The sequence below is a fragment of the Pedobacter sp. UYP1 genome, from assembly GCF_040547305.1.
GTDB lineage: Bacteria > Bacteroidota > Bacteroidia > Sphingobacteriales > Sphingobacteriaceae > Pedobacter.
Window position 1 is genome coordinate 339,925 of record NZ_JBEPPL010000004.1, and the last position, 20,093, is coordinate 360,017.

Consider the following 20,093-nt stretch of genomic DNA (forward strand, 5'->3'; position numbering starts at 1 on the left):
TTTCTTCGCTGAAACACAATACTCAAATATTGCGATTAATTAGTTAAAAACAGGATTTTGACCTGTTTTTGTTCGTATTTTGATCAATATTTACTCCAAAAATATAAAGGCGGGAAAAGTAATATTATATTTGCCGCGACAAAATCTAACCTGATTCATATTAATGCAGACTAAACAGTTGACCTGGCAGTTCGCCTGGGAATATCCGGCCTTTAGGGTAAAATTTATATCAGGCATCTTAATGATGTTCCTGATACTTTTTTACTTGCAGGATTTTTTCTTGTTTATACAGGCCAGAAACGGAGTTTTGATGCACGACTGGGTACTGCACCGGTTACCGGCTCATGATGTTTCTGATTATATCTTTCTGATTCTTTATCCGGCAACAGGATTTTTTATCTGGCGGTTAATCAAGAATTCTTCGATCTGCATGATCGCCTTATGGGGATATATTTTTCTCTGTCTGGCCAGGATGATCACGATATCGCTGATCCCACTCGATGCGCCTGCAAACCTGGTACACCTGAGTGATCCTTTTTCTATCATTTTTTACGGATCAAATCTGATTACTAAAGATTTGTTTTTTTCCGGCCATACGGCTACTTTATGCCTGGTTGGCCTTTGCCTGGAAAATAAAACTGAAAAGGTTATTATTTTCATTGCTACAGGGATTTTAGGCATTTTATTATTAGTTCAGCACGTTCATTATACCGCAGATGTACTGGCCGCGCCGGTTTTTAGTTACATATTCTGGTATCTTGGCCGGGCAGTAGCAAGGATATAATTTTGATAATCCTTAAATTGGCCGCGCTTTAAAGCCGTTTAGTTTTAAACGGTTTATATCTTTACATATAATTTTAACCAGGGAATTTGCCATAAAGGCTTATTTCATATACCCTTTTGAATGGAAGTCAAAAATTTAGAACCTCAGGAACTTTGGAGTAGCTTCGTAAAGCTGAACGCCGTGCCCCGCGCTTCAAAAAAAGAAGAACGCGTCATTGCATTTATGGTCAGCTTTGGAAATGACCTTGGTCTTGAAACTGTGACAGACCGAACCGGGAATGTAGTGATCAAAAAACCTGCAACTCCGGGAATGGAAGATCGTAAAACAGTGATTTTACAGTCTCATCTTGATATGGTACATCAAAAAAACAGCGATACCGTGTTTAATTTTGATGAACAAGGCATTGAAATGTTTGTGGATGAAGACTGGGTAAAAGCAAAAGGCACCACATTGGGTGCCGACAATGGAATAGGAGTGGCAGCAATTATGGCTTTATTAGCCTCAGCAACGATTCAGCACCCTGCATTGGAAGCTATGTTTACCATTGATGAAGAAACTGGCATGACGGGCGCTAAAGAGCTTGATCCGGCTAATTTCTCCGGTACTATCTTATTGAACCTGGATACTGAAGAAGATGATGAACTGACCATCGGCTGTGCCGGAGGAATAGATACCAATACAAACTATACTTATCAGCAAGAAGCAGTAAAAGCTTTGAGCACTGCATTTGAAATCACCATCAAGGGATTGAAAGGCGGGCATTCAGGAATGGATATCCATAAAGGCAGAGCAAATGCAAATAAACTGATGAACCGTTTGTTTTTTACGGCGGCTCATACTATCGGTCTGCAAATAAGTACTATCAATGGTGGCAGTTTAAGAAATGCTATACCAAGAGAATCTGCTGCTGTAGTCGTAGTTCCGACTGCAGAAAAAGCAGCATTTGAAGAATTTATAAAAGAATTTACTGCTGTAATTCAGGAAGAATACCAAACCGTAGAACCGGCATTGGCGATCGTACTTAGTGAAATAGCTTTGCCTGCACAAGTTATGGTCAATGCTGACTTTAAAAAGATCGTCAACACAATTTATGCGATACCAAATGGTGTTTTCAGAATGAGTCCTGATATTGAGGATTTAGTAGAAGCATCCAGTAACCTGGCGAGAGTAATTGTTAAAGATGGCAAATTTATCACCCAGTCTTTACAACGTAGTAGTGTAGAAAGTACTAAAACAGACGTATCCAACGCGATCCGTGCTGCTTTTGAAAATATGGGCAGTGAAGTTTCACAAGATGGAGACTATCCCGGATGGAAACCTAACCCTGACTCAGATATTTTAAGATTAATGGTGCGCATGTATGAGACTGCTTTTGGTAAAGCACCAAAAGTTGATGCTTGTCATGCAGGCCTGGAATGTGGTATTCTGGGTGGTCATTTACCTGGAATGGATATGATCTCGTTTGGACCGACTATCAGAGGAGCACATTCTCCGGATGAAAGGGTACAGATTTCTTCCGTTCAGAAATTCTGGGGATTCCTGCTTAGCGTATTGAAAGAGATTCCCAAAAACATTAAATAGAAAAGAATTAATTATTTTAGACCTTCTTTAAAGAACAATTTATGATTATTGCACCAAGAATACGTGGTTTTATCTGCCTGACTGCTCATCCTCAGGGATGTGAGCAGAATGTTGTCAATCAAATCAACTACGTGAAATCAAAAGGCGCTATAGCTGGCCCTAAACGTGTGCTGGTTATCGGCGCATCTACAGGATTTGGACTGGCGTCAAGAATTACCAGTGCTTTTGGATCGGATGCATCTACGATAGGTGTGTATTTCGAAAAACCACCTGCACCAGGTAAAACGGCTTCACCAGGCTGGTATAATACAGCTGCTTTTGAGACTAAAGCTCAGGAAGCTGGTTTATACGCTAAAAGTATCAATGGTGATGCTTTCTCTGATGAGATCAAACAAAAAACGTTAGACCTGATTAAAGCTGATTTAGGTCAGATTGACTTAGTTATCTACAGCCTGGCTTCACCACGCAGAACACATCCTAAAACCGGAGTTGTGTATAATTCTGTATTGAAACCAATCGGTCAGAGTTTCACTAACAAAACAGTAGATTTTCATACCGGCGTAGTTACTGATATCTCTATTCAGCCGGCAAACGAAGAAGAAATAGAAAATACCGTTGCCGTAATGGGAGGGGAGGACTGGGGTTTCTGGATCGAAGATCTTAAAGCTGCAGGTTTACTGGCAGAAGGCGCAACGACAGTTGCTTATTCTTATATAGGTCCGTCTGTAACTGAAGCGGTTTACCGTAAAGGAACAATTGGTCGTGCTAAAGATGATTTAGAGGCTACTGCTTTCCATATCACCGGGAAATTAAAAGACCTGAATGGAAAAGCATATGTTTCTGTAAATAAAGCTTTGGTAACTCAGGCAAGTTCTGCTATTCCAGTAATTCCATTGTACATTTCATTGCTTTATAAAGTGATGAAAGCTAAAGGAACTCACGAAGGATGTATTGAGCAGATTCAACGTTTATTCCAGGACAGATTATATACTGGTGCTGCTATTCCAACTGATGAAAAAGGAAGAATCCGTGTGGATGATTTGGAGATGGATGCAGCAACACAAGCAGAAGTTGCTGAATTGTGGGCGGGCATTTCTACAGAAAGTTTACCAGAACTTGGTGACCTTGCTGGTTACAAACATGACTTTCTGAATCTGTTTGGCTTTGATGTAGCCGGAGTTGATTATGAAGCTGAAACAAATGAAATGGTAGAAGTTCCGGGATTAGTTTAATTTCGGTTTCAACCTGTTTAAAAGAGGGTTTCCATTCAGTTGGAAGCCCTCTTTTTGTATGTATTATGTTTTTATTTATCTGATTTTAAGGTTGTTGTGTTTTGTATTGTGTAAAATTGTATTGTACACAATATAGTTAGGTGATATCCGTTTAATGAGTATGGAAATGCTTAAACTGGAGCAGCAGCTCTGCTTCCCGATCTACGCCTTATCAAGACAGATTACCGCTTTGTATCGTCCTTTGCTGGAAAAACTGGATCTCACTTATCCGCAATACCTGGTGATGCTTTTGCTTTGGGAAACCAATAAAATCAGCATCAAAGAAATTGGTGAAAAGCTTTTACTGGATACTGGAACTTTAACCCCGCTATTGAAAAGGCTGGAGCAGAAAAAGTATCTGACCCGGAAAAGAAGTGAGGAAGATGAAAGGATCGTATTGATCGAGCTGACCAGTGGCGGGTTGAAATTGAAATATGCTGCTGCCGGAATCCCGGGTGCCCTGTTTTGCGCTTTGGATATTACAGAGGGTGAGATGATGGGGCTTCAGCAAAAACTTACAGGAATCTTAAATACAATAAATAAAAATCATGGATAAAATAGAAAAATTATACACTGCTGAAGCGAGTGCGACTGGCGGCAGAAATGGAAATGTAAAATCATCAGACGGCGTTTTAGACCTGGAAGTAAGAATGCCAAAGGAGCTTGGGGGTGGGGCAGGAGCCTATACTAACCCTGAGCAGCTTTTTGCAGCAGGCTATGCGGCTTGTTTTGACAGTGCTTTGAACTTAGTGATTAAAACGGATAAGGTACAGACAGGTGAAACTAAAGTAACAGCCAGCGTAAGTATCGGAAAAAATACAACAGGAGGCTTTCAGTTAGCTGTGAAACTTTCGGTATCTATTCCGGGAGTAGATGCTGATGTTGCAAAGAAACTGACTGAGAAGGCTCACCAGGTATGTCCTTACTCCAATGCAACACGTGGTAATATCGAGGTTGAACTTGAAAATGTTTAGAAAATAAGTAACTGCGCTCCTGGAACTCTAAAGAAACAGGGGCGTAGTTAACCTTTAAGACGATATTGCAACGTCATTCCAACCTCATCCCAATGCACCTTCAGAACACTTTTTGACCCGCTTTCTGACAAGCGATTCCTGGTGAAGGCCATATTTGATAAAAAAGGGTTAATTCTTTATCGCATCTCTCCCTAATTACTCTTGCTGTTTGCCTTCGCTTTATATGGCTTTAATCTCCATTCTGCGGAACGATCTGCCTGGTAATAGCCTTTGCCCTTCCGATACTGAAAAAGTCTTTTGCAGGGCTGTTATTTTGCTCAGACTGCGATCACTGAAATTTACTTTTAACCTGAATGTGTAAAACATTATAGATTTTTTTGTGCATCATATTTATTCCTTCTGGCTTCTCTGGCCACGATTGCAAGGTCATCCTATTTAACTGTTCACTTTGTTCAATAATCAAGAGTTAATTTAGCTGTTAGGCTAACTTATCGAATCAATTGATTATTATATTATATTTTAAATGAGATGTATATAACTTTTATATAAACAATTAGTAAATGACAAAATGTCGCTCTTCTCTTTTTTGGCTCTCCCGCTGACTTATAAACAGATCTGAATTTGTCGGCTTTTTTTGGTAATATTGTCCTGTATTAAGGAATGAAAACCTTTTGTTTGAGCAATAGTTATAAACACTGAATTTTCAATGTGGATAAGTTATCCACAAAAAAGACGCTTTTTTCTAGGCTATCGTTTTGCCTGTTAGCGACTTATGAATTAGGTGAGATTTTATGATTTTTTGTTGGTAATTTTTATGATCTTCGCCCTCCCAAAACGGCAGAGTGTTTGGTCGTTGTTTAAGTCGAATACCATTAATTTATAGAATAACTATGCAAAAAACTTGTACCGAAGTATGGAATAACTGTCTCCAGATTATTAAGGATAACATCCCGGTCCAAAGTTTTAAAACTTGGTTCGAACCGATTTCGGCATTAAAATTGGAAGGCAACATATTAACTGTACAGGTGCCGAGTTTATTCTTTTATGAATGGCTTGAAGAGCATTATGTTGGTTTATTGCGCAAGACAGTTAAACAGCAAATGGGAGAAGAAGGACGTTTAGAGTATAATATTGTGGTTGATAAGTCGTCAAACAGTGGTTCACCCTACACAACCAGTATGCCTTCAAATGGAAATGGGGCTGCTTCAAAAACACAGTCAATGCCTGTTCCGGTATCAATTAATAAGGATATCAAAAATCCTTTTATTATACCCGGATTGAAAAAACTTAATGTTGATCCTCAATTAAATTCTCAATATACTTTTGAAAGTTATGTAGAGGGTGATTGTAACCGTCTGGCACGTTCTGCAGGCTTTGCAGTAGCGGCAAAACCAGGTGCAACATCTTTTAACCCATTAATGATTTATGGAGCTGTTGGACTGGGCAAAACCCACCTTGTACAGGCTATTGGTAATGAAATCAGACGTACTTTGCCAGACAAACTGGTTATATATGTGTCTTGTGAGAAATTCTGTCAGCAGTTTGTAGAGTCTCTGAAGAACAATACAATTAATGATTTCGTGAACTTTTACCAGGCAATGGATGTAATCATCATGGATGACGTCCATAATTTTGCCGGAAAAGAGAAGACGCAGGATATTTTCTTCCATATTTTCAATCACTTACATCAGTCGGGTAAACAAATTATTATTACTTCAGATAAAGCGCCAAAAGACCTTTCGGGTGTTGAGGAACGCTTGTTAAGTCGTTTCAAATGGGGGCTTTCAGCTGATTTGCAAATTCCAGATCTGGAAACAAGGATCGCGATCTTAAGGAAAAAAATGTATGCCGACGGGATTGAACTTCCTTCGGATGTCGTTGAATATGTAGCGAATAACATTGATAACAATGTACGTGAGCTGGAAGGAGCAATGGTTTCCTTATTAGCACAGTCTACGCTGAATAAAAAAGACATTGATCTGGGTTTAGCTAAATCAATGCTGAAAAACTTTATCAAAAACACCACGAAAGAGATTTCAATGGATTATATCCAGAAACTGGTTTGTGAGTATTTTGAAGTGCCTGTGGAGATGGTTAAATCACCAACCCGTAAACGTGAAATTGTACAGGCACGCCAGATTTCGATGTATTTATCGAAAAGTCTGACTAAATCTTCTTTGAAAAGTATTGGCGCCTTTTACGGTGGAAGAGATCACTCTACAGTAATTTATGCCTGTCAAACGGTTGAAGATCTGATTGATACTGATAAGAAATTTAAAGGATATGTGAATGATATCCAGAAAAAATTAAAGATGAGCTAGATTAATCCTGCTTAAAAGCCGGTTTTCCGGCTAAAATAGAAAAAGGCATTCGTAATTACGGGTGCCTTTTTTGTTGAATTGAATTTTCTCAGGGTTTTAAAAACCTTATATTAAGCTTAAATTATTTAACATGAAAGTAGCCGTTTTTAGTACACAATCTTATGATAAACAGTATTTTAATCTTGTAAATGAAGATTTTGATCACGAATTTGTATTTCTGGAACCAGCCTTAAATGCGGATACAGCAATTTTAGCCAGTGGATGTCGTGGGGTTTGTGTTTTCGTAAATGACAAAGTGGATGCAAAAACATTAGAAATACTGCATCAGCATGGTACAGATACGATTGTACTCCGCTGTGCAGGCTTTAATCAGGTAGACCTTGATTCCGCTAAGGGATTGGGGATAAATGTTTACAGAGTGCCTTCTTATTCGCCAGAAGCGGTAGCAGAACATGCGGTTGCCATGATTATGACTTTGAACCGCAAAACACATAAAGCTTATAACCGGGTAAGAGAGGGGAATTTTTCTTTAGAAAGGTTAATTGGTTTTAATCTGAACGGCAAAAAAGTAGGTATTCTTGGCTTGGGACAAATCGGGCTCGCTTTTGCGAAAATAATGCAGGGTTTTGGTTGTGAAGTGATTGCTTATGATCCGGTAGTAGCTAATGCACCTGCTAATGTTAGTCTGGTAAACCTGGATACTTTGATGACAACTGCAGATCTTATTTCAATTCATTGCCCTTTAAATGAGCATACGCATCATTTGATTAATCAAAAGCGGTTTGAACAGATGAAGAGGGGAGTGATGCTGATTAATACCAGCAGAGGAGCAATTTTGGATACGCATGCTGCAATTGAAGCCCTTAAGCAGGGAAAACTGGGCTACCTGGGGATTGATGTTTATGAGCAGGAAGACAAGCTGTTTTTTAGGGATCTTTCGGAAAGCCTGATTGAAGATGAGCAGATTCTAAGGCTGATGAGTTTCTCCAATGTACTGATTACTGCGCATCAGGGATTCTTTACTACAGAGGCTTTGACTGAGATTGCCCAGACTACTTTGCAGAACTTGAATGCTGCAGAATCGGGCCAGTCTACAGGAAATAAACTGGCCTGATTTCAGGTTTAAGAACTGCAGGATAAGGTAGAACTTCCGGGCTGGTCACTGGCCCATTCCGGTCTTAGTTTAAAGAATTCTTCTTGCGTTGCAGCATAAGGGTTTTTGATGGCTTCCTGCAGTTTTATAAAGAAGGTTTGATCTCCTTTTTCTAATTCTTGTATGGCTTGCAACAGCAAATAATTCCTTAAAATAAAGCGGGGGTTTGTTTTTCTCATCAGCTCTTGTGAAGCTTCAGGTGAAATTTGGTTCTCTCTGATTCTCTTCTGATAAGACTTTATCGTTTGATGAAGCTCTTGTTGTGTAGCTTTGTTGGGAAGCTCATAAAATGAGGGTGAAAAATGAGCCGAAATTAGTTCTTCGGTATCAGTCTGAGCAGGCAGTGTGATCAGCAGCTGATAGAAGATAGTCATATCGGCTTTGAGTAAATTCAGCGTCTTTTCTACCATCTCAATGAGCTCCTGATCGGCTGCTTTGAACTCGTCCAGGCCAAGCTTATTTGCCATCATCGCATGGTACTTGGAGAAGTAAATCGTCTTGTAGTTTTCGAGTGCTGCTGACAGCTGTTCAGTTTCTTCAAACAGGGGAGCGATAGCGCTTGCCAGGCAACCTAAATTCCAGTAGCCGATGGAAGGCTGACGGCCGTAAGCGTATCTTCTTCCTGGAAGATCTGTGGTGTTCGGGGTAAATTCAGGATCATACTGATCCAGAAAAGAGAAAGGGCCATAATCAATGGTGAGCCCAAGGATTGACATGTTATCGGTATTCATTACGCCGTGCACAAAACCTACTCTGATCCATTCTACCATCAGACCAGCTGTTTTCTCTACCACCTCTTCAAACCAGGCCAGTGTTTTGTTTTCCCCTGTCAAATGCGGAAAAAACTTGTCTATAGTCCATGAAGTCAGTTTTTGCAGTTGAGGAAGCTCTTGCCGGGCAGCAAGCATTTCAAAATTCCCAAAACGCAGGAAACTTGGCGCTGTACGCATCACAATTGCACCTTTTTCATAGGCAGCGTTTCCATCGTAAAAGAGATCCCGCATAACCTGGTCACCTGTAGTGACCAGTGCTAAAGCTCTGGTGGTAGGGATACCAAGATAAAACATGGCTTCACTCATTAAATATTCACGTACAGACGATCTCAGAACAGCTCTGCCGTCTCCTCTGCGTGAATATGGCGTTGGACCTGCTCCTTTAAGTTGAAGCTCGTATACAGCCTTATTTGAGGTTTCCCATTCTCCCAGGGTAATCGCACGTCCATCACCAAGTTGTCCTGCCCAGTTTCCGAACTGATGTCCTGCATAACAAGCCGCATAAGGATACATAGAAGGGGTGACCAGGTTTCCGCCAAGGATGCTCACATCTTTGTCATCTGGTTTCTGAACTTGAAGCTCTTGGGCCAGTTCATCAGACCACGCTATTAATTCGGGGTTTTTAACTGGAGCAGGTATTGCTTTACTGTATAAAACACCAGGAGTTTGTCTGGGTGGAAAATTTCCGCTTTCATCACCGTCAAATGTGCCGGTAAATTCATTTTTAAACGTTTTTGTACTTAGGTTTTCCATAAAATCCTGTTTCTTTTTTTCTAAACAAAGGTAGATCCATTTGATGGGGTTTAATAATCTTTCCATTTATTTTGTGTTCTTTTTAAAGTTGATGCTTGTTACTGTCAGGAATTTTTATTAACTTATAAGCGTGTTACCAGTGGGTTGAGATGACTGATAAGGCACGGATTATTTCGGGGAAACCAAAATTATCTCTTAGAAAAAATGAACGGAATGAATGGTGATAATCTATTGCGATGCTTATTGTAAGGCGGTAAATTTAAATAATTACTCAGGTTAAATTAATTAATCATATGAACAGATCCTATAGTCATAAAATTATGGTGATTGCCAGCGATGCCAAAGTTCCTGTTCAGGGAGGTTCATTTGAAAGAGAAATAGTCCTGGAATTAAAGGCACAAAATCAGTTGTCTTTTAACCGGCTATATGTAGCTTATGCAGCTATGTTATTGGGGGTGATCTCCAAACTAGTTTCTTCCAGGGAAGTCGCTGAAGACATTTTGCAGGAGACATTTATCAAAATCTGGAAATCAATTGATCAATACGATGAAGAGAAAGGCAGGTTATTTACCTGGATGGCTTGTTTAGCACGCAATACTGCAAAAGACTACCTCAAAGGGAAAAACTTTGCAAAGAGTATCAGAAATGATGACATTGACAGTGTCTATTCCAAAGTCAATGATTTTCACTATTTTCGTTATAATACCGATATCATTGGCTTGCGTGAGCTGATGAGTGTGTTGTCAGATTCACAGAAGCAAATTCTTAACCTGGTCTATTTTCAGGGCTATACGCAATTAGAAGTATCTGACAAGCTTCATATTCCTTTAGGCACCGTAAAATCAAAAATCAGACTGGCTGTAAAAGAATTACGGTGCTATTTTTAACGGACTATTTGTAAACTTCCAGTTCTGCAATACGCATCAGCCTATTTTCACTATTTTGTAATCTCAGGTATCTTGCTGTTGTTTTTGCAGCTAATGTGATGCGTTGTAAAATAGGGTTGGCCTTAATGTTTGAAAATTCTCCGGTGGCAATCTTCACCCAGCTTTCGCCATCTTCACTACTGAATAATTCATATTTTTCAATAGCTCCGGTTGCAGTTCCATCTTGTCCGGGCAGATAACCTACTGCTGAAAATACCAGGGATTTTCCAAAATCAAAGTCAATATAGTTGCTGCTTTTTGTTTCAAAATAGGTTGATTTATTATTGTCTATACTGTTTTTTAATTCAAGCTGTGCTGTAGCTGAAGAACCAGAAACAGATGCTTTCCAATTTGTTTTGGGATAAGCATTGTCTGCCGTTTGCGTATTTTCTGGTTGAAGTTCTGGTTCCAGGTAAAGGCCAATTTCACTTAAAGCAATAGCTACAGGCGCATAAACATGGATACGGATCTTTGCAGAGGTTTCTGGCTGAGGCAAACGGATGATCCTGTTAGCACCAATGCTGGTTGCTTTTGCCAGTATTTCCCAGCGGTTGTTTTTAAAGACTTCTACAGCCACGCTGTCTATCCTTTGTCCAAGTTTAATATTTTCGCGGAGTTGTACGATACTGAATTGTACAGGTTTCTTAAAATCAAGCTGTGCCCATGCGGAGTGAACAACGTCGTCTGTGGCCCAATAGCTGTATCTGTTTGCGTCGGTAAGGTTGACCGCACCAAATTCGCCTGACTGTTTGTTCCTCGTGTTAGACAGGCTTATTTTAGCTTCTTTAGCCAGGTTATGTGCAAATACTTGTTGAAGTAACTTTCCAAATGCAGCTAGTGTACTGACATCTTTTGGATGAAGAATTCCTTCGGTCGTTGGAGAAAGTCCAAGATCGAGTGCTCCGCCATGACCAACTGATTTACAATAAATGTTAAATAATTCAGCTACAGTTTTAACCTGTCCATCTTGTTCAGCATGATAAAACCACCCCGGACGTAGTGATACATCACCCTCAAATGGTATCCATTGTTTCCCATTTCTTGTACCACTGCCCAGGTTTGAGTCTTGCAGGAAACCGGGCATTGGTGGTTTATTTCCGTTTCCTTTCAGGGTGATAGTTGACCAGCTTGTTTCTGGTGCTATCCCTTTTTCATTTCCTACCCAGCGAACGTCGAGACCGATATCGCTGAAAATACTAGCATTTGGTTGCAGTTTTCTGGTGATTTCCCAGGTATTCAGCCAGTCGTAATAAGTGGACTGGTCTACTTGTCTTTTCTCATTTTTTCCTCCATAAGAACCGTCTCCGCCATTTGCGCCATCATGCCAGCTCATAAAAATATCACCATAATTGGTATACAGTTCTTTAAGTTGATTCCGGTAGATGGTAAGGTAAGCTGGTGTTCCATAATCGGGGTTATTCCGGTCCCATGGGGAACAATAAACTCCGAATTTCATTCCTGTTTGCTTTGCTGCCTGCTGAAATTCTCTGACCATATCGCCTTTACCGTTCTTCCATGGGCTTTCACTAATGTTATAGGCCGCAGTTTTTGTTGGCCAAAGGGCGAAACCATCATGGTGTTTAGCAACGTATACGATCCCTTTAAAACCTCCTGATTTAGCTGCGCTGACAATTTGAAGGGCATTGAATTTAGTGGGATTAAATATTGCGGGGTCAGCATCTCCATAGCCCCATTCTTTGTTTTGAAAGGTAGTAGGAGTGAAATGGATAATACAATACATTTCTGTTTCCTGCCATTTGAGCTGTCTCTCTGTAGGAATAGCGCCATAGGGTTTTGGTGCGCCAGCCACGCGCTGGGCATAAGTACCTGTGGATAATAAAATAGCAGATAGGATTAAAAGATGCTGTTTGTTGAATAACCTCATGTATGATCAATTGATATATCTAAGATAGTATTCTTCTGTTTCTTTTGGCCTGTTTGTCACAGTTTTATCACCTTTTAGTTAAAAAAGGAATTGATCGGCATTTGCAATAATCCTTTTAATTGCTGGGTAGTCAAAAAAGCAAATTGATTCATTTCATTATGAAAACTCTAAATTTTAAATCGTTAATAGTTGTGGTTGCCTTGCTGGTATTCAGCGGACTGACAACAAGTGTTTTTGCGCAAAGAGGTGGACGGGGCGGCGGGGGTGGCGGCAGGTCTTTTCATGGTCCCTCAAGAGGTTCATTTGGCGGCGGCGGCTCAGTGCATATCGGCGTTCGTGCCGGTTATCATTACCGTCCGGTTGGTTGGGGGTTTAGAAGACCGTACTATTCTTACCGCAGTTTTTACAGACCTTATCTGGGTTTTGGTATTCGTATTTTGCCTTTTGGGTATTATCCGTTTTTTTATGGAGATAGCCAGTTTTATTATTCTGGCGGGTTATTCTACAGACAATATGATGATACGTATAAGGTTGTTGTTCCGCCAATCGGAGCTTCAGTTCCTTCATTGCCTTCGGATGCGCAGCAGGTAGTGATTAACGGACAAACATATGATGAATATAAAGGGGTGTATTACAGCGAATCTCAGGATCAGGACGGGAAAACGGTATATATCGTGGCCGGTAAAGATGGGGTGCTGAATACAGACAATGGAAATGATAATCAGGATAACGGCCCGCAGATTGGCGATGTAGTGAATCAGCTGCCTGAGGGTTATAAAGAAGTAATGGTTAAAGGTAATAAATACTATGTTTCTGATTATGGGGTCTATTATGAACAGGTTTTTGGTGATGATGGAAAGGTTTCTTATAAAGTGATTGGGAAATAATTTATAAGGTAGCAGAGAAGTAATCTCTGATCAGATCATTAAGGAGTGGGGTGTGCTTGATTAATTTTTCATGCCCTGCTCCTTTGTAGTTTTCAGACTTTATCCATGGCCGCTCTTTTAAAAAGAGATCAAGATAAGCTGAGTTTACTACAGTATCCTCTTCATCAAACGCAATCCAGTGGTTCAGGGTGTGATCAAAGTTATAATAGGTATCCAGGTCATAATCGGATGCAGGTCTGTTAAAGGTAGCCTGAAAAGAAATAAAAAACTTGTCCTGCAGGTTCTCAGGGACATTCACACTATTCATCATATTACAGAACAGGGCTTTTAGTTTGATAACTGGTGCAATACTGATCAGTACATCGGGCTTGATACCTGCTTGCTGCAGCGCAATTACATTGGCCATTGCGCCCAAAGAATGTCCAATAACGGCCGAAGGCTTTCCATATTGATTGATAATCTTTTTGATAGCTTCTATATAAAGAATCAGATTTGATAGTTCTGCGGGTGAACTTCCATTTCCTGGCGCATCAAAGGCGATGATTTCTGCATCTTCGAGTTTAAGCAATTCTTCCAGTAGTGCAGAGAAATCTGCTGCTTTAGAGCTCCATCCATGGGTAAGCAATATTTTACGGCTTCCTGTTCCCCATTTAAATCCGTTAAATACGAGTTCCTGTTTGGTAAAGTATGTGTCTGTTACCGAGAGTTGAAAGTGTTCAGCTGTGTCTAAGAGTTGCTGTTGTGCCAGTCTCAAAGGGATTTTTGGGGCGTAACAGATCAATTTCCAGAGTAAATCATCAATTGCTGAGCTTTCCATTTGAGTCAGGTCTTTGGCTTGCTGATAGATTTGTCTGTAATGTTTCATCGTAATTTCATGGGTTGGTGGCAATATAGGGCTTCTATTTGAAGTGCTTTTCAACTGAATGTCAAAATTGAGCTAAACTGCTACCTTTGCAGCAATGGAATATTTCAAAAAACTGCTTGATTTACTCAAAACTGAACGTGAAGAAGATCAAAATGCCTACTTAAAATTAACGGAGTCTTCTTCAGTAGCAGATCGCCGGGCGAATGGTTTAACGTGGTACCCGATTGCAATCAGAGGATCTGAGATGAGCCGGGGTGATTATCTGACGGTGGAAATGGAGCGTACTTCTCATCAGGATATTAGTCATCAGCTTCGGTTTGGGGCATCAGTAGTCCTGTTTTCTAACCATGATCCAAAGGTTGACCGGGTTGAGGGAGTAGTTTCTCACCAGTCTGGTAATAAAATCAAGGTTACTTTACGCACGGATGAATTGCCTGATTGGTCGCGCGATGGGAAGTTAGGGTTGGATGTGCTTTTTGATAACAATAGTTATGATGAGATGCAAAATGCGCTTAAGATGGCAGCTTCTCCTTTTGAAAAGGAGGAGGACGGAAGGCTTGTCAGGATTTTGACGGGTGAGTTGTCTCCGTCGTTCAATAGTCAGATTCCTTTGTATCGTATTCCTTCTTTAAACGAGGTTCAGCAGACTGCGGTGGATCAGATTTTGTGTGCAACTGATCTTGCCATTGTTCACGGGCCTCCGGGGACGGGTAAAACCACTACACTCGTTCAGGCGATCAAGGCTTTGATTAAACAGGATCATCAGCAGATTTTAGTGGTTGCTCCGAGTAACACGGCAGTCGATTTACTAAGTGAAAAGTTGGCTGATGAGGGATTAAACGTGTTACGTGTGGGTAATCCGGCAAGGGTTTCTGAGCGGTTAACAGCCTTAACGCTGGATAGTAAAATGTCTGAGCATAGCAGCATGAAGGAAATGAAAAACTTGAAAAAGCAGGCAAATGAGTATAAGAACCTTGCACATAAGTATAAGCGTAATTTTGGTAAAGCAGAGCAGGAACAACGTAAGGCGTTGTTTAGTGAAGCGCATAAGATTATGAAAGAGGTAGGCAATACCGAGCAATATATTATTGATGATCTGGTAACAAAGGCTCAGGTGATTACGGCAACTTTGGTGGGGTCTAATCATTATACGGTCAGAAACCGTCATTTTCATACAGTAGTAATTGATGAAGCCGGGCAAGCGCTTGAGCCCGCTTGCTGGATACCAGTCTTAAAGGCCAGGAAGGTGATTTTTGCGGGAGATCATTGCCAGTTGTCGCCTACGGTAAAATCTAATGTGGCTGCGAGAAACGGGCTGAGTACTACTTTATTGGAGAAATGTGTGGCTTTGCACCCAGAGGCAGTAGTTCTTTTAGAGGAGCAGTACAGGATGAATGAGCAGATTATGGGGTATTCTTCAAAGATTTTCTATGAGGATAAGATGAAGGCTCATGTTTCTGTAGCTACCCGGGTATTGCTGGATGGGGAAGAGCCTGTTGAATTTGTGGATACGGCGGGTTGTGGTTTTGAGGAGAAATTAGCGGGAACAAGTACGACAAATCCAGAGGAAGGCGTGTTTTTGATGAAGCATCTGACGCAGTTGGTGAATAGGGTGAAGGATAGTGGAGTGGCTTTGGCCGATTTTCCTACTATTGCTGTGATTTCACCTTATAAGCAGCAGGTGTATTTGTTAAAAGAGCTTTTATTGAATGCGCCGGAGTTAATGGCTTATGCTGATAAGATTGCTGTGAATACTATTGATAGTTTTCAGGGACAAGAAAGGGACATAGTATATATAGGTTTGACAAGGAGTAATAGTGAAGGAGTAATCGGGTTTTTAGCTGATGTGAAAAGGATGAATGTTGCGATTACCAGGGCAAAGAAGAAGCTTGTGGTGATTGGGGATAGTGCGACGCTTTCCAGGTCGGAGTTTTATAATGGGTTTATTGGGTATGTGGAAGGGTTTGGGGGGTGGAAGAGTGCGTGGGAGTTTGTGGAGGGGTAATCAAATTAAAAAAATACAAGCTATGTGAGGCCGACATTGCCTTCGCCGAAGAGGCTCGGAACGAATGTCCTCACATTAGCTTATATTTTTTTAATTGATTATCCGGTTGGTTGGTGTGGTGGGTTGGAGGATTAAAGAGGATTGTTACTTGTTTGGAGGTGAAAGAAAAAGCTTTTTAGTACTGATAAACTTCTTAAAGTCAATTCTGAAATTGCGGTGTGGGAAAATTAATGGAATGAACAGAGAAAGAACAGAAGTCAGGAATAGAGTGTCAGGGGCTCGTTTTAAGTGGATTATTCTTATTTTATTGTCAGGAAAGGATAATTTTTTTTAAGATATTTCTTTTTATTGCCTTTTATAATTCCATATATTAGATGTTATGGTTTGGTAATCAATGTCTTGTTTGAGAAGATAAACCAAAGCCCTGAAAATATACATATATGGGATTATTTGATTTTTTAGATACCAATGAGAATGATGCTAATGAGCGCGGAGACGATCATCCTTCTTATTTCAGGGGTACTGATATGGGTTTTGTAGAGAATCTGGTTAGCTTATTTGCAAGTAAACCGACTGTACTAAGGGCTTATTTTGGTTTATTGTATGATGAGGAAAAGGATGACAATGATTTGTTTTTGGCGATAGCGCATCTGGGGGATGGGGAAGGGTTGAAGAAGATGACGCATCATATCAAAAAGACATTTATGCCAGATGTTTCTATCTTTTATACCTCTACGGTTGATCAACCGGAATTACTGGATTTTATTGAGGGAAGTAACTTCCCGTTTTATGTAAAGGACAAGCCTCAGCCGCTGAGTGTATTGGTGATGAAACAGTGGTTCGATCCTTCTTATAAGAAGAGTTTTGTAGAGAGGATCAAGCTTTCAAAGGTCACTTCTCTTTTTAAGGATTTTGACCCGCTAAGTAATGGGATCGATTTTCAGACTTTTGTGAGGGAAGGAAAGGAGTTTATTCCGCTGTTTTCAACCAAAGAAATGGTATTCAAGAGTGGGATGACCGAAGTACCAAGTGATTTGACGGTTGCTGAGTTCGACTGGCGAAAGATCGATGAAGCAATTGACGGAAGTTTAAAATCACATTTTTTTGTTCTTAATCCCGGGACATCTTTCGAAGTAGAATTTATTACTTAGGGCAGCTGAAGGCTATATTACTGATGTGACGCAGTAATGATACCTTTTGGTTTTGAACAAAAAAATAGATACGTATCTTTAAAAAATCTTAGAGTCTGTTTGAAGTTTATCTGATAAATTTTAAACAGGCTCTTTTTTAGTCTCGTCTAATCAACATTGCTTTTATTGACAAATGAATAGAATTGAAAATTATGTAGAAGTTTTTTCAGAAAAGATCATCAGTGGTCTGCCAAACTTCATTCTTGCTGTAGTTACCCTTTTAGCCGGTATCTGGCTAATCAAATGGTTTCTTGGTTTTATCCACCGGCACTTTCAACGCAATACAGTTGATATTTCTTTGAGTGAGTTTTTAGTCAGTATTATCAGGGTTATCCTCTATATTTTACTGGTTATTTCCTGCGCTTCAATGATTGGGATACAAACGAGCTCTTTTGTTGCTGTACTTGCTTCGGGCGGTCTGGCCGTTGGCCTGGCTTTACAGGGCAGCCTTTCTAATTTTGCAGGCGGCGTCCTGATCTTGCTGTTTAAGCCTTTTAAGGTTGGACATAATATTAGTGCTGCGAATAATGTCTCCGGAACGGTATTAAAGATTGATATTTTATATACCACCTTGAAAGCTGGGAATGGTACAACGATTTATGCACCTAATGGCCCGCTGGCAAATGCTGTAATTAATAATACATCAGATAATGAAATCCGCCAGGCAGAGTATAAGATCAGTATTTCTTTTGATACAAATATTGATAGTGCGCGTAAGGTTATCCTGGCTGTACTGGAGAGCGATGCGTTAATCCTTAAAGACCCTAAGCCTGTAGTGCTGGTTTCTTCACTGGAAGATAGTGCCGTCGTGTTGTTAGCCAGGGCATGGGCACCAAACGGGAACTTCTGGGCTGTTTATTATGATAACTATCAAAAGATCAAAGAGGCGCTAGAAAAGAATCAAATTATTTTATCAAAAAAAGCTGAAGTATATGTGATGACAAATCGCGTATCTTAAACATTTTAAATCCACCTATAATGAACGAAGAATTTTATCTTCATATCTACAAAAAACAAAGCCAGATTGAAGCCGTGCCCTCTAACCTTGAAATTGCGGAATGGGCTGTGAGCCTGTTAAATTTAGTTTATCCCGAACGTTTAACTAATCCGAGCCATACTTTAGAGGAAATTAAAAAGTATTTTAACCATTCTGAACAAGAATTACTTCATATTCTACAAAAGACAAAGGCTTGTACGGCCTGTAATCATCATGTGATTGCGGAAACTTTTTACAATGAGCTTCCGGAGTTATTCCGCCAAATGAATACAGATGTTACCGCTACGCTGAGTGGTGATCCGGCAGCAAGAAGTGAATTTGAAATTATCCGGACTTATCCTGGGTTTCTGGCGATATCAATCTATAGAATAGCTCATAAGTTATTAAAAATGGGTATTCCATTAATTCCAAGGGTACTGACTGAGTATGCGCATTCGGCAACGGGTATTGATATCCATCCGGGTGCAGAAATCGGGGAGTATTTATTCATAGATCATGGTACTGGTTTAGTGATTGGGGAAACAACGAAAATTGGCAACCATGTGAAATTATATCAGAATGTTACCCTTGGGGCTCTCAGCGTTGAGAAATTCATGGCGGATACTAAAAGACATCCCACCATTGGTGATCACGTGATCATTTATTCGGGTGCAACCATTTTAGGTGGTGATACGGTGATTGGAGAAAATAGTGTGATCGGGGGAAATGTGTGGCTGACTAAAAGTGTTCCGTCAAATTCAACGGTATATCATCAGTCGGCAATGAAAGTGATAGAAACAAAAAGCAAAATTTAAGCATGGGAACATTAATAGATTGCATAGGAAATACGCCTTTAGTGGAAATTACAAAGCTAAACCCTAATCCGGCGGTTCGGATTTTTGCTAAACTGGAAGGAAATAATCCTGGCGGAAGTGTGAAAGACAGAGCTGCTTTAAATATGATCCGCAGTGCGATGGAACGCGGTGAGGTTACAAAGGATACAAAATTAGTCGAAGCGACCAGTGGGAATACTGGTATTGCATTGGCAATGATTGCTTCTATTTATGGACTAAATATTGAATTGGTCATGCCTTCAAACTCTACCAGGGAACGTACGCTGACTATGGAGGCTTTCGGCGCGAAAGTGACATTACTGGAATCTATTGAGAAGTGCAGGGACTATGCAGAGGAAAAAGGTGTTACTCCCGGGTATTTTTTGTTAAATCAATTTGCAAACCCTGATAATTACCTGGCACATTATAAGTCAACCGGGCCTGAAATATGGGAAGATACTGAACACAAGATTACACATTTTGTGAGTTCGATGGGGACTACGGGAAGTATAATGGGGAACTCTATGTATTTAAAGGAGAAAAATCCGGCAATTCAAATTGTCGGTTGCCAGCCTACAGAAGAATCCTCAATCCCTGGTATCAGAAGATGGCCAAAGGAGTATTTGCCTAAAATATTTGATGCGTCAAGGGTAGACAGGATAATGGATGTTTCGCAGGATGAGGCTTCGGAATATACCAGGCAAATGGCAAAAGCAGAAGGTATCTTTGCAGGGATGAGCAGCGGTGGAGCTTTAGCTTGTGCGCTTAGACTGGCTTCGGAGTTAACTTCGGGAGTAATCGTTTTTATAGCCTGCGACAGGGGAGACCGGTACCTGAGCAGCGACTTGTTTTTAAGCAAATAAACTCATATAATTAAAAGAAAAAGCCTCAGCCGATTTGAATCAGCTGAGGCTTT

General features: G+C 40.3%; 17 protein-coding genes. 14 read left to right on the top strand and 3 right to left on the bottom strand.

Annotated elements, in window-relative coordinates:
- Positions 1-163: 163 nt before the first annotated feature.
- The 7 genes from ABIB30_RS11580 (at position 164) to ABIB30_RS11610 (ending at position 8,045) form a co-directional block, all read left to right on the top strand.
- Positions 164-784, top strand: a complete 621-nt coding sequence (locus tag ABIB30_RS11580; protein WP_354302157.1) for a phosphatase PAP2-related protein — start codon at positions 164-166, stop codon at positions 782-784.
- A gap of 120 nt (positions 785-904) precedes the next feature.
- Positions 905-2,365: an aminoacyl-histidine dipeptidase gene (locus ABIB30_RS11585; protein WP_354302159.1), complete on the top strand. Its 1,461-nt coding sequence runs from the start codon at positions 905-907 to the stop codon at positions 2,363-2,365.
- A 41-nt stretch (positions 2,366-2,406) separates the two neighbouring features.
- Complete coding sequence (gene fabV / locus ABIB30_RS11590; RefSeq protein WP_354302161.1) at positions 2,407-3,597, top strand: enoyl-ACP reductase FabV; 1,191 nt, start codon at positions 2,407-2,409, stop codon at positions 3,595-3,597.
- A gap of 160 nt (positions 3,598-3,757) precedes the next feature.
- Positions 3,758-4,192, top strand: a complete 435-nt coding sequence (locus ABIB30_RS11595; protein WP_354302163.1) for a MarR family winged helix-turn-helix transcriptional regulator — start codon at positions 3,758-3,760, stop codon at positions 4,190-4,192.
- A complete protein-coding gene (locus tag ABIB30_RS11600; protein WP_502931086.1) occupies positions 4,185-4,610 on the top strand; it encodes an organic hydroperoxide resistance protein in 426 nt (141 codons plus the stop codon). The genes ABIB30_RS11595 and ABIB30_RS11600 overlap by 8 nt, the downstream gene beginning before the upstream one ends.
- A gap of 890 nt (positions 4,611-5,500) precedes the next feature.
- A complete protein-coding gene (gene dnaA / locus ABIB30_RS11605; protein ID WP_068401097.1) occupies positions 5,501-6,931 on the top strand; it encodes a chromosomal replication initiator protein DnaA in 1,431 nt (476 codons plus the stop codon).
- A gap of 130 nt (positions 6,932-7,061) precedes the next feature.
- On the top strand, positions 7,062-8,045 hold the full coding sequence (locus ABIB30_RS11610) for a 2-hydroxyacid dehydrogenase (RefSeq protein ID WP_354302166.1): 984 nt from the start codon (positions 7,062-7,064) through the stop codon (positions 8,043-8,045).
- Positions 8,046-8,053: 8 nt separating this feature from the next.
- Here the strand turns inward: ABIB30_RS11610 and ABIB30_RS11615 are convergent, their stop codons facing one another.
- Positions 8,054-9,676, bottom strand: coding sequence for a protein adenylyltransferase SelO (locus ABIB30_RS11615; protein WP_354302168.1), 1,623 nt, complete (start codon positions 9,674-9,676; stop codon positions 8,054-8,056).
- A gap of 227 nt (positions 9,677-9,903) precedes the next feature.
- Between ABIB30_RS11615 and ABIB30_RS11620 the strand changes: the two genes are divergently transcribed.
- Positions 9,904-10,497, top strand: coding sequence for an RNA polymerase sigma factor (locus tag ABIB30_RS11620; protein ID WP_354302170.1), 594 nt, complete (start codon positions 9,904-9,906; stop codon positions 10,495-10,497).
- Between the two features lie 4 nt (positions 10,498-10,501).
- Here the strand turns inward: ABIB30_RS11620 and ABIB30_RS11625 are convergent, their stop codons facing one another.
- On the bottom strand, positions 10,502-12,421 hold the full coding sequence (locus ABIB30_RS11625; protein ID WP_354302171.1) for an alpha-L-fucosidase: 1,920 nt from the start codon (positions 12,419-12,421) through the stop codon (positions 10,502-10,504).
- A 158-nt stretch (positions 12,422-12,579) separates the two neighbouring features.
- On the opposite strand from ABIB30_RS11625, the gene ABIB30_RS11630 reads away from it, so the two are divergent.
- Positions 12,580-13,308, top strand: coding sequence for a DUF6515 family protein (locus tag ABIB30_RS11630; protein WP_354302173.1), 729 nt, complete (start codon positions 12,580-12,582; stop codon positions 13,306-13,308).
- Position 13,309: 1 nt separating this feature from the next.
- On the opposite strand, the gene ABIB30_RS11635 is transcribed toward ABIB30_RS11630, so the two are convergent.
- Entirely contained in the window at positions 13,310-14,173 is an 864-nt protein-coding gene (locus ABIB30_RS11635; RefSeq protein ID WP_354302175.1) for an alpha/beta fold hydrolase, read from the bottom strand.
- Positions 14,174-14,267: 94 nt separating this feature from the next.
- Here ABIB30_RS11635 and ABIB30_RS11640 point away from each other — a divergent pair, with 94 nt between their 5' ends.
- The 5 genes from ABIB30_RS11640 (at position 14,268) to cysM (ending at position 20,040) form a co-directional block, all read left to right on the top strand.
- Positions 14,268-16,178, top strand: a complete 1,911-nt coding sequence (locus ABIB30_RS11640) for an AAA domain-containing protein (protein WP_354302177.1) — start codon at positions 14,268-14,270, stop codon at positions 16,176-16,178.
- A 440-nt stretch (positions 16,179-16,618) separates the two neighbouring features.
- Positions 16,619-17,329, top strand: a complete 711-nt coding sequence (locus tag ABIB30_RS11645; RefSeq protein ID WP_354302179.1) for a hypothetical protein — start codon at positions 16,619-16,621, stop codon at positions 17,327-17,329.
- Positions 17,330-17,501: 172 nt separating this feature from the next.
- Positions 17,502-18,326 carry a mechanosensitive ion channel family protein gene (locus ABIB30_RS11650; RefSeq protein WP_354302181.1) on the top strand — a complete coding sequence of 275 codons (825 nt, stop codon included), beginning with the start codon at positions 17,502-17,504 and terminating at the stop codon, positions 18,324-18,326.
- A 20-nt stretch (positions 18,327-18,346) separates the two neighbouring features.
- Entirely contained in the window at positions 18,347-19,159 is an 813-nt protein-coding gene (epsC, locus tag ABIB30_RS11655) for a serine O-acetyltransferase EpsC (protein ID WP_354302183.1), read from the top strand.
- A gap of 2 nt (positions 19,160-19,161) precedes the next feature.
- Positions 19,162-20,040, top strand: a complete 879-nt coding sequence (gene cysM, locus ABIB30_RS11660; protein ID WP_354302185.1) for a cysteine synthase CysM — start codon at positions 19,162-19,164, stop codon at positions 20,038-20,040.
- The last annotated feature ends 53 nt before the right edge of the window (positions 20,041-20,093 follow it).

Bases quoted from the DNA above. Each gene is read 5' to 3' on its own strand.
- ABIB30_RS11580 (WP_354302157.1), top strand. From the start codon at position 164: ATGCAGACTAAACAGTTGACCTGGCAGTTCGCCTGGGAATATCCGGCC.
- ABIB30_RS11585 (WP_354302159.1), top strand. From the start codon at position 905: ATGGAAGTCAAAAATTTAGAACCTCAGGAACTTTGGAGTAGCTTCGTA.
- fabV (WP_354302161.1), top strand. From the start codon at position 2,407: ATGATTATTGCACCAAGAATACGTGGTTTTATCTGCCTGACTGCTCAT.
- ABIB30_RS11595 (WP_354302163.1), top strand. From the start codon at position 3,758: ATGGAAATGCTTAAACTGGAGCAGCAGCTCTGCTTCCCGATCTACGCC.
- ABIB30_RS11600 (WP_502931086.1), top strand. From the start codon at position 4,185: ATGGATAAAATAGAAAAATTATACACTGCTGAAGCGAGTGCGACTGGC.
- dnaA (WP_068401097.1), top strand. From the start codon at position 5,501: ATGCAAAAAACTTGTACCGAAGTATGGAATAACTGTCTCCAGATTATT.
- ABIB30_RS11610 (WP_354302166.1), top strand. From the start codon at position 7,062: ATGAAAGTAGCCGTTTTTAGTACACAATCTTATGATAAACAGTATTTT.
- ABIB30_RS11615 (WP_354302168.1), bottom strand. From the start codon at position 9,676: ATGGAAAGATTATTAAACCCCATCAAATGGATCTACCTTTGTTTAGAA.
- ABIB30_RS11620 (WP_354302170.1), top strand. From the start codon at position 9,904: ATGAACAGATCCTATAGTCATAAAATTATGGTGATTGCCAGCGATGCC.
- ABIB30_RS11625 (WP_354302171.1), bottom strand. From the start codon at position 12,421: ATGAGGTTATTCAACAAACAGCATCTTTTAATCCTATCTGCTATTTTA.
- ABIB30_RS11630 (WP_354302173.1), top strand. From the start codon at position 12,580: ATGAAAACTCTAAATTTTAAATCGTTAATAGTTGTGGTTGCCTTGCTG.
- ABIB30_RS11635 (WP_354302175.1), bottom strand. From the start codon at position 14,173: ATGAAACATTACAGACAAATCTATCAGCAAGCCAAAGACCTGACTCAA.
- ABIB30_RS11640 (WP_354302177.1), top strand. From the start codon at position 14,268: ATGGAATATTTCAAAAAACTGCTTGATTTACTCAAAACTGAACGTGAA.
- ABIB30_RS11645 (WP_354302179.1), top strand. From the start codon at position 16,619: ATGGGATTATTTGATTTTTTAGATACCAATGAGAATGATGCTAATGAG.
- ABIB30_RS11650 (WP_354302181.1), top strand. From the start codon at position 17,502: ATGAATAGAATTGAAAATTATGTAGAAGTTTTTTCAGAAAAGATCATC.
- epsC (WP_354302183.1), top strand. From the start codon at position 18,347: ATGAACGAAGAATTTTATCTTCATATCTACAAAAAACAAAGCCAGATT.
- cysM (WP_354302185.1), top strand. From the start codon at position 19,162: ATGGGAACATTAATAGATTGCATAGGAAATACGCCTTTAGTGGAAATT.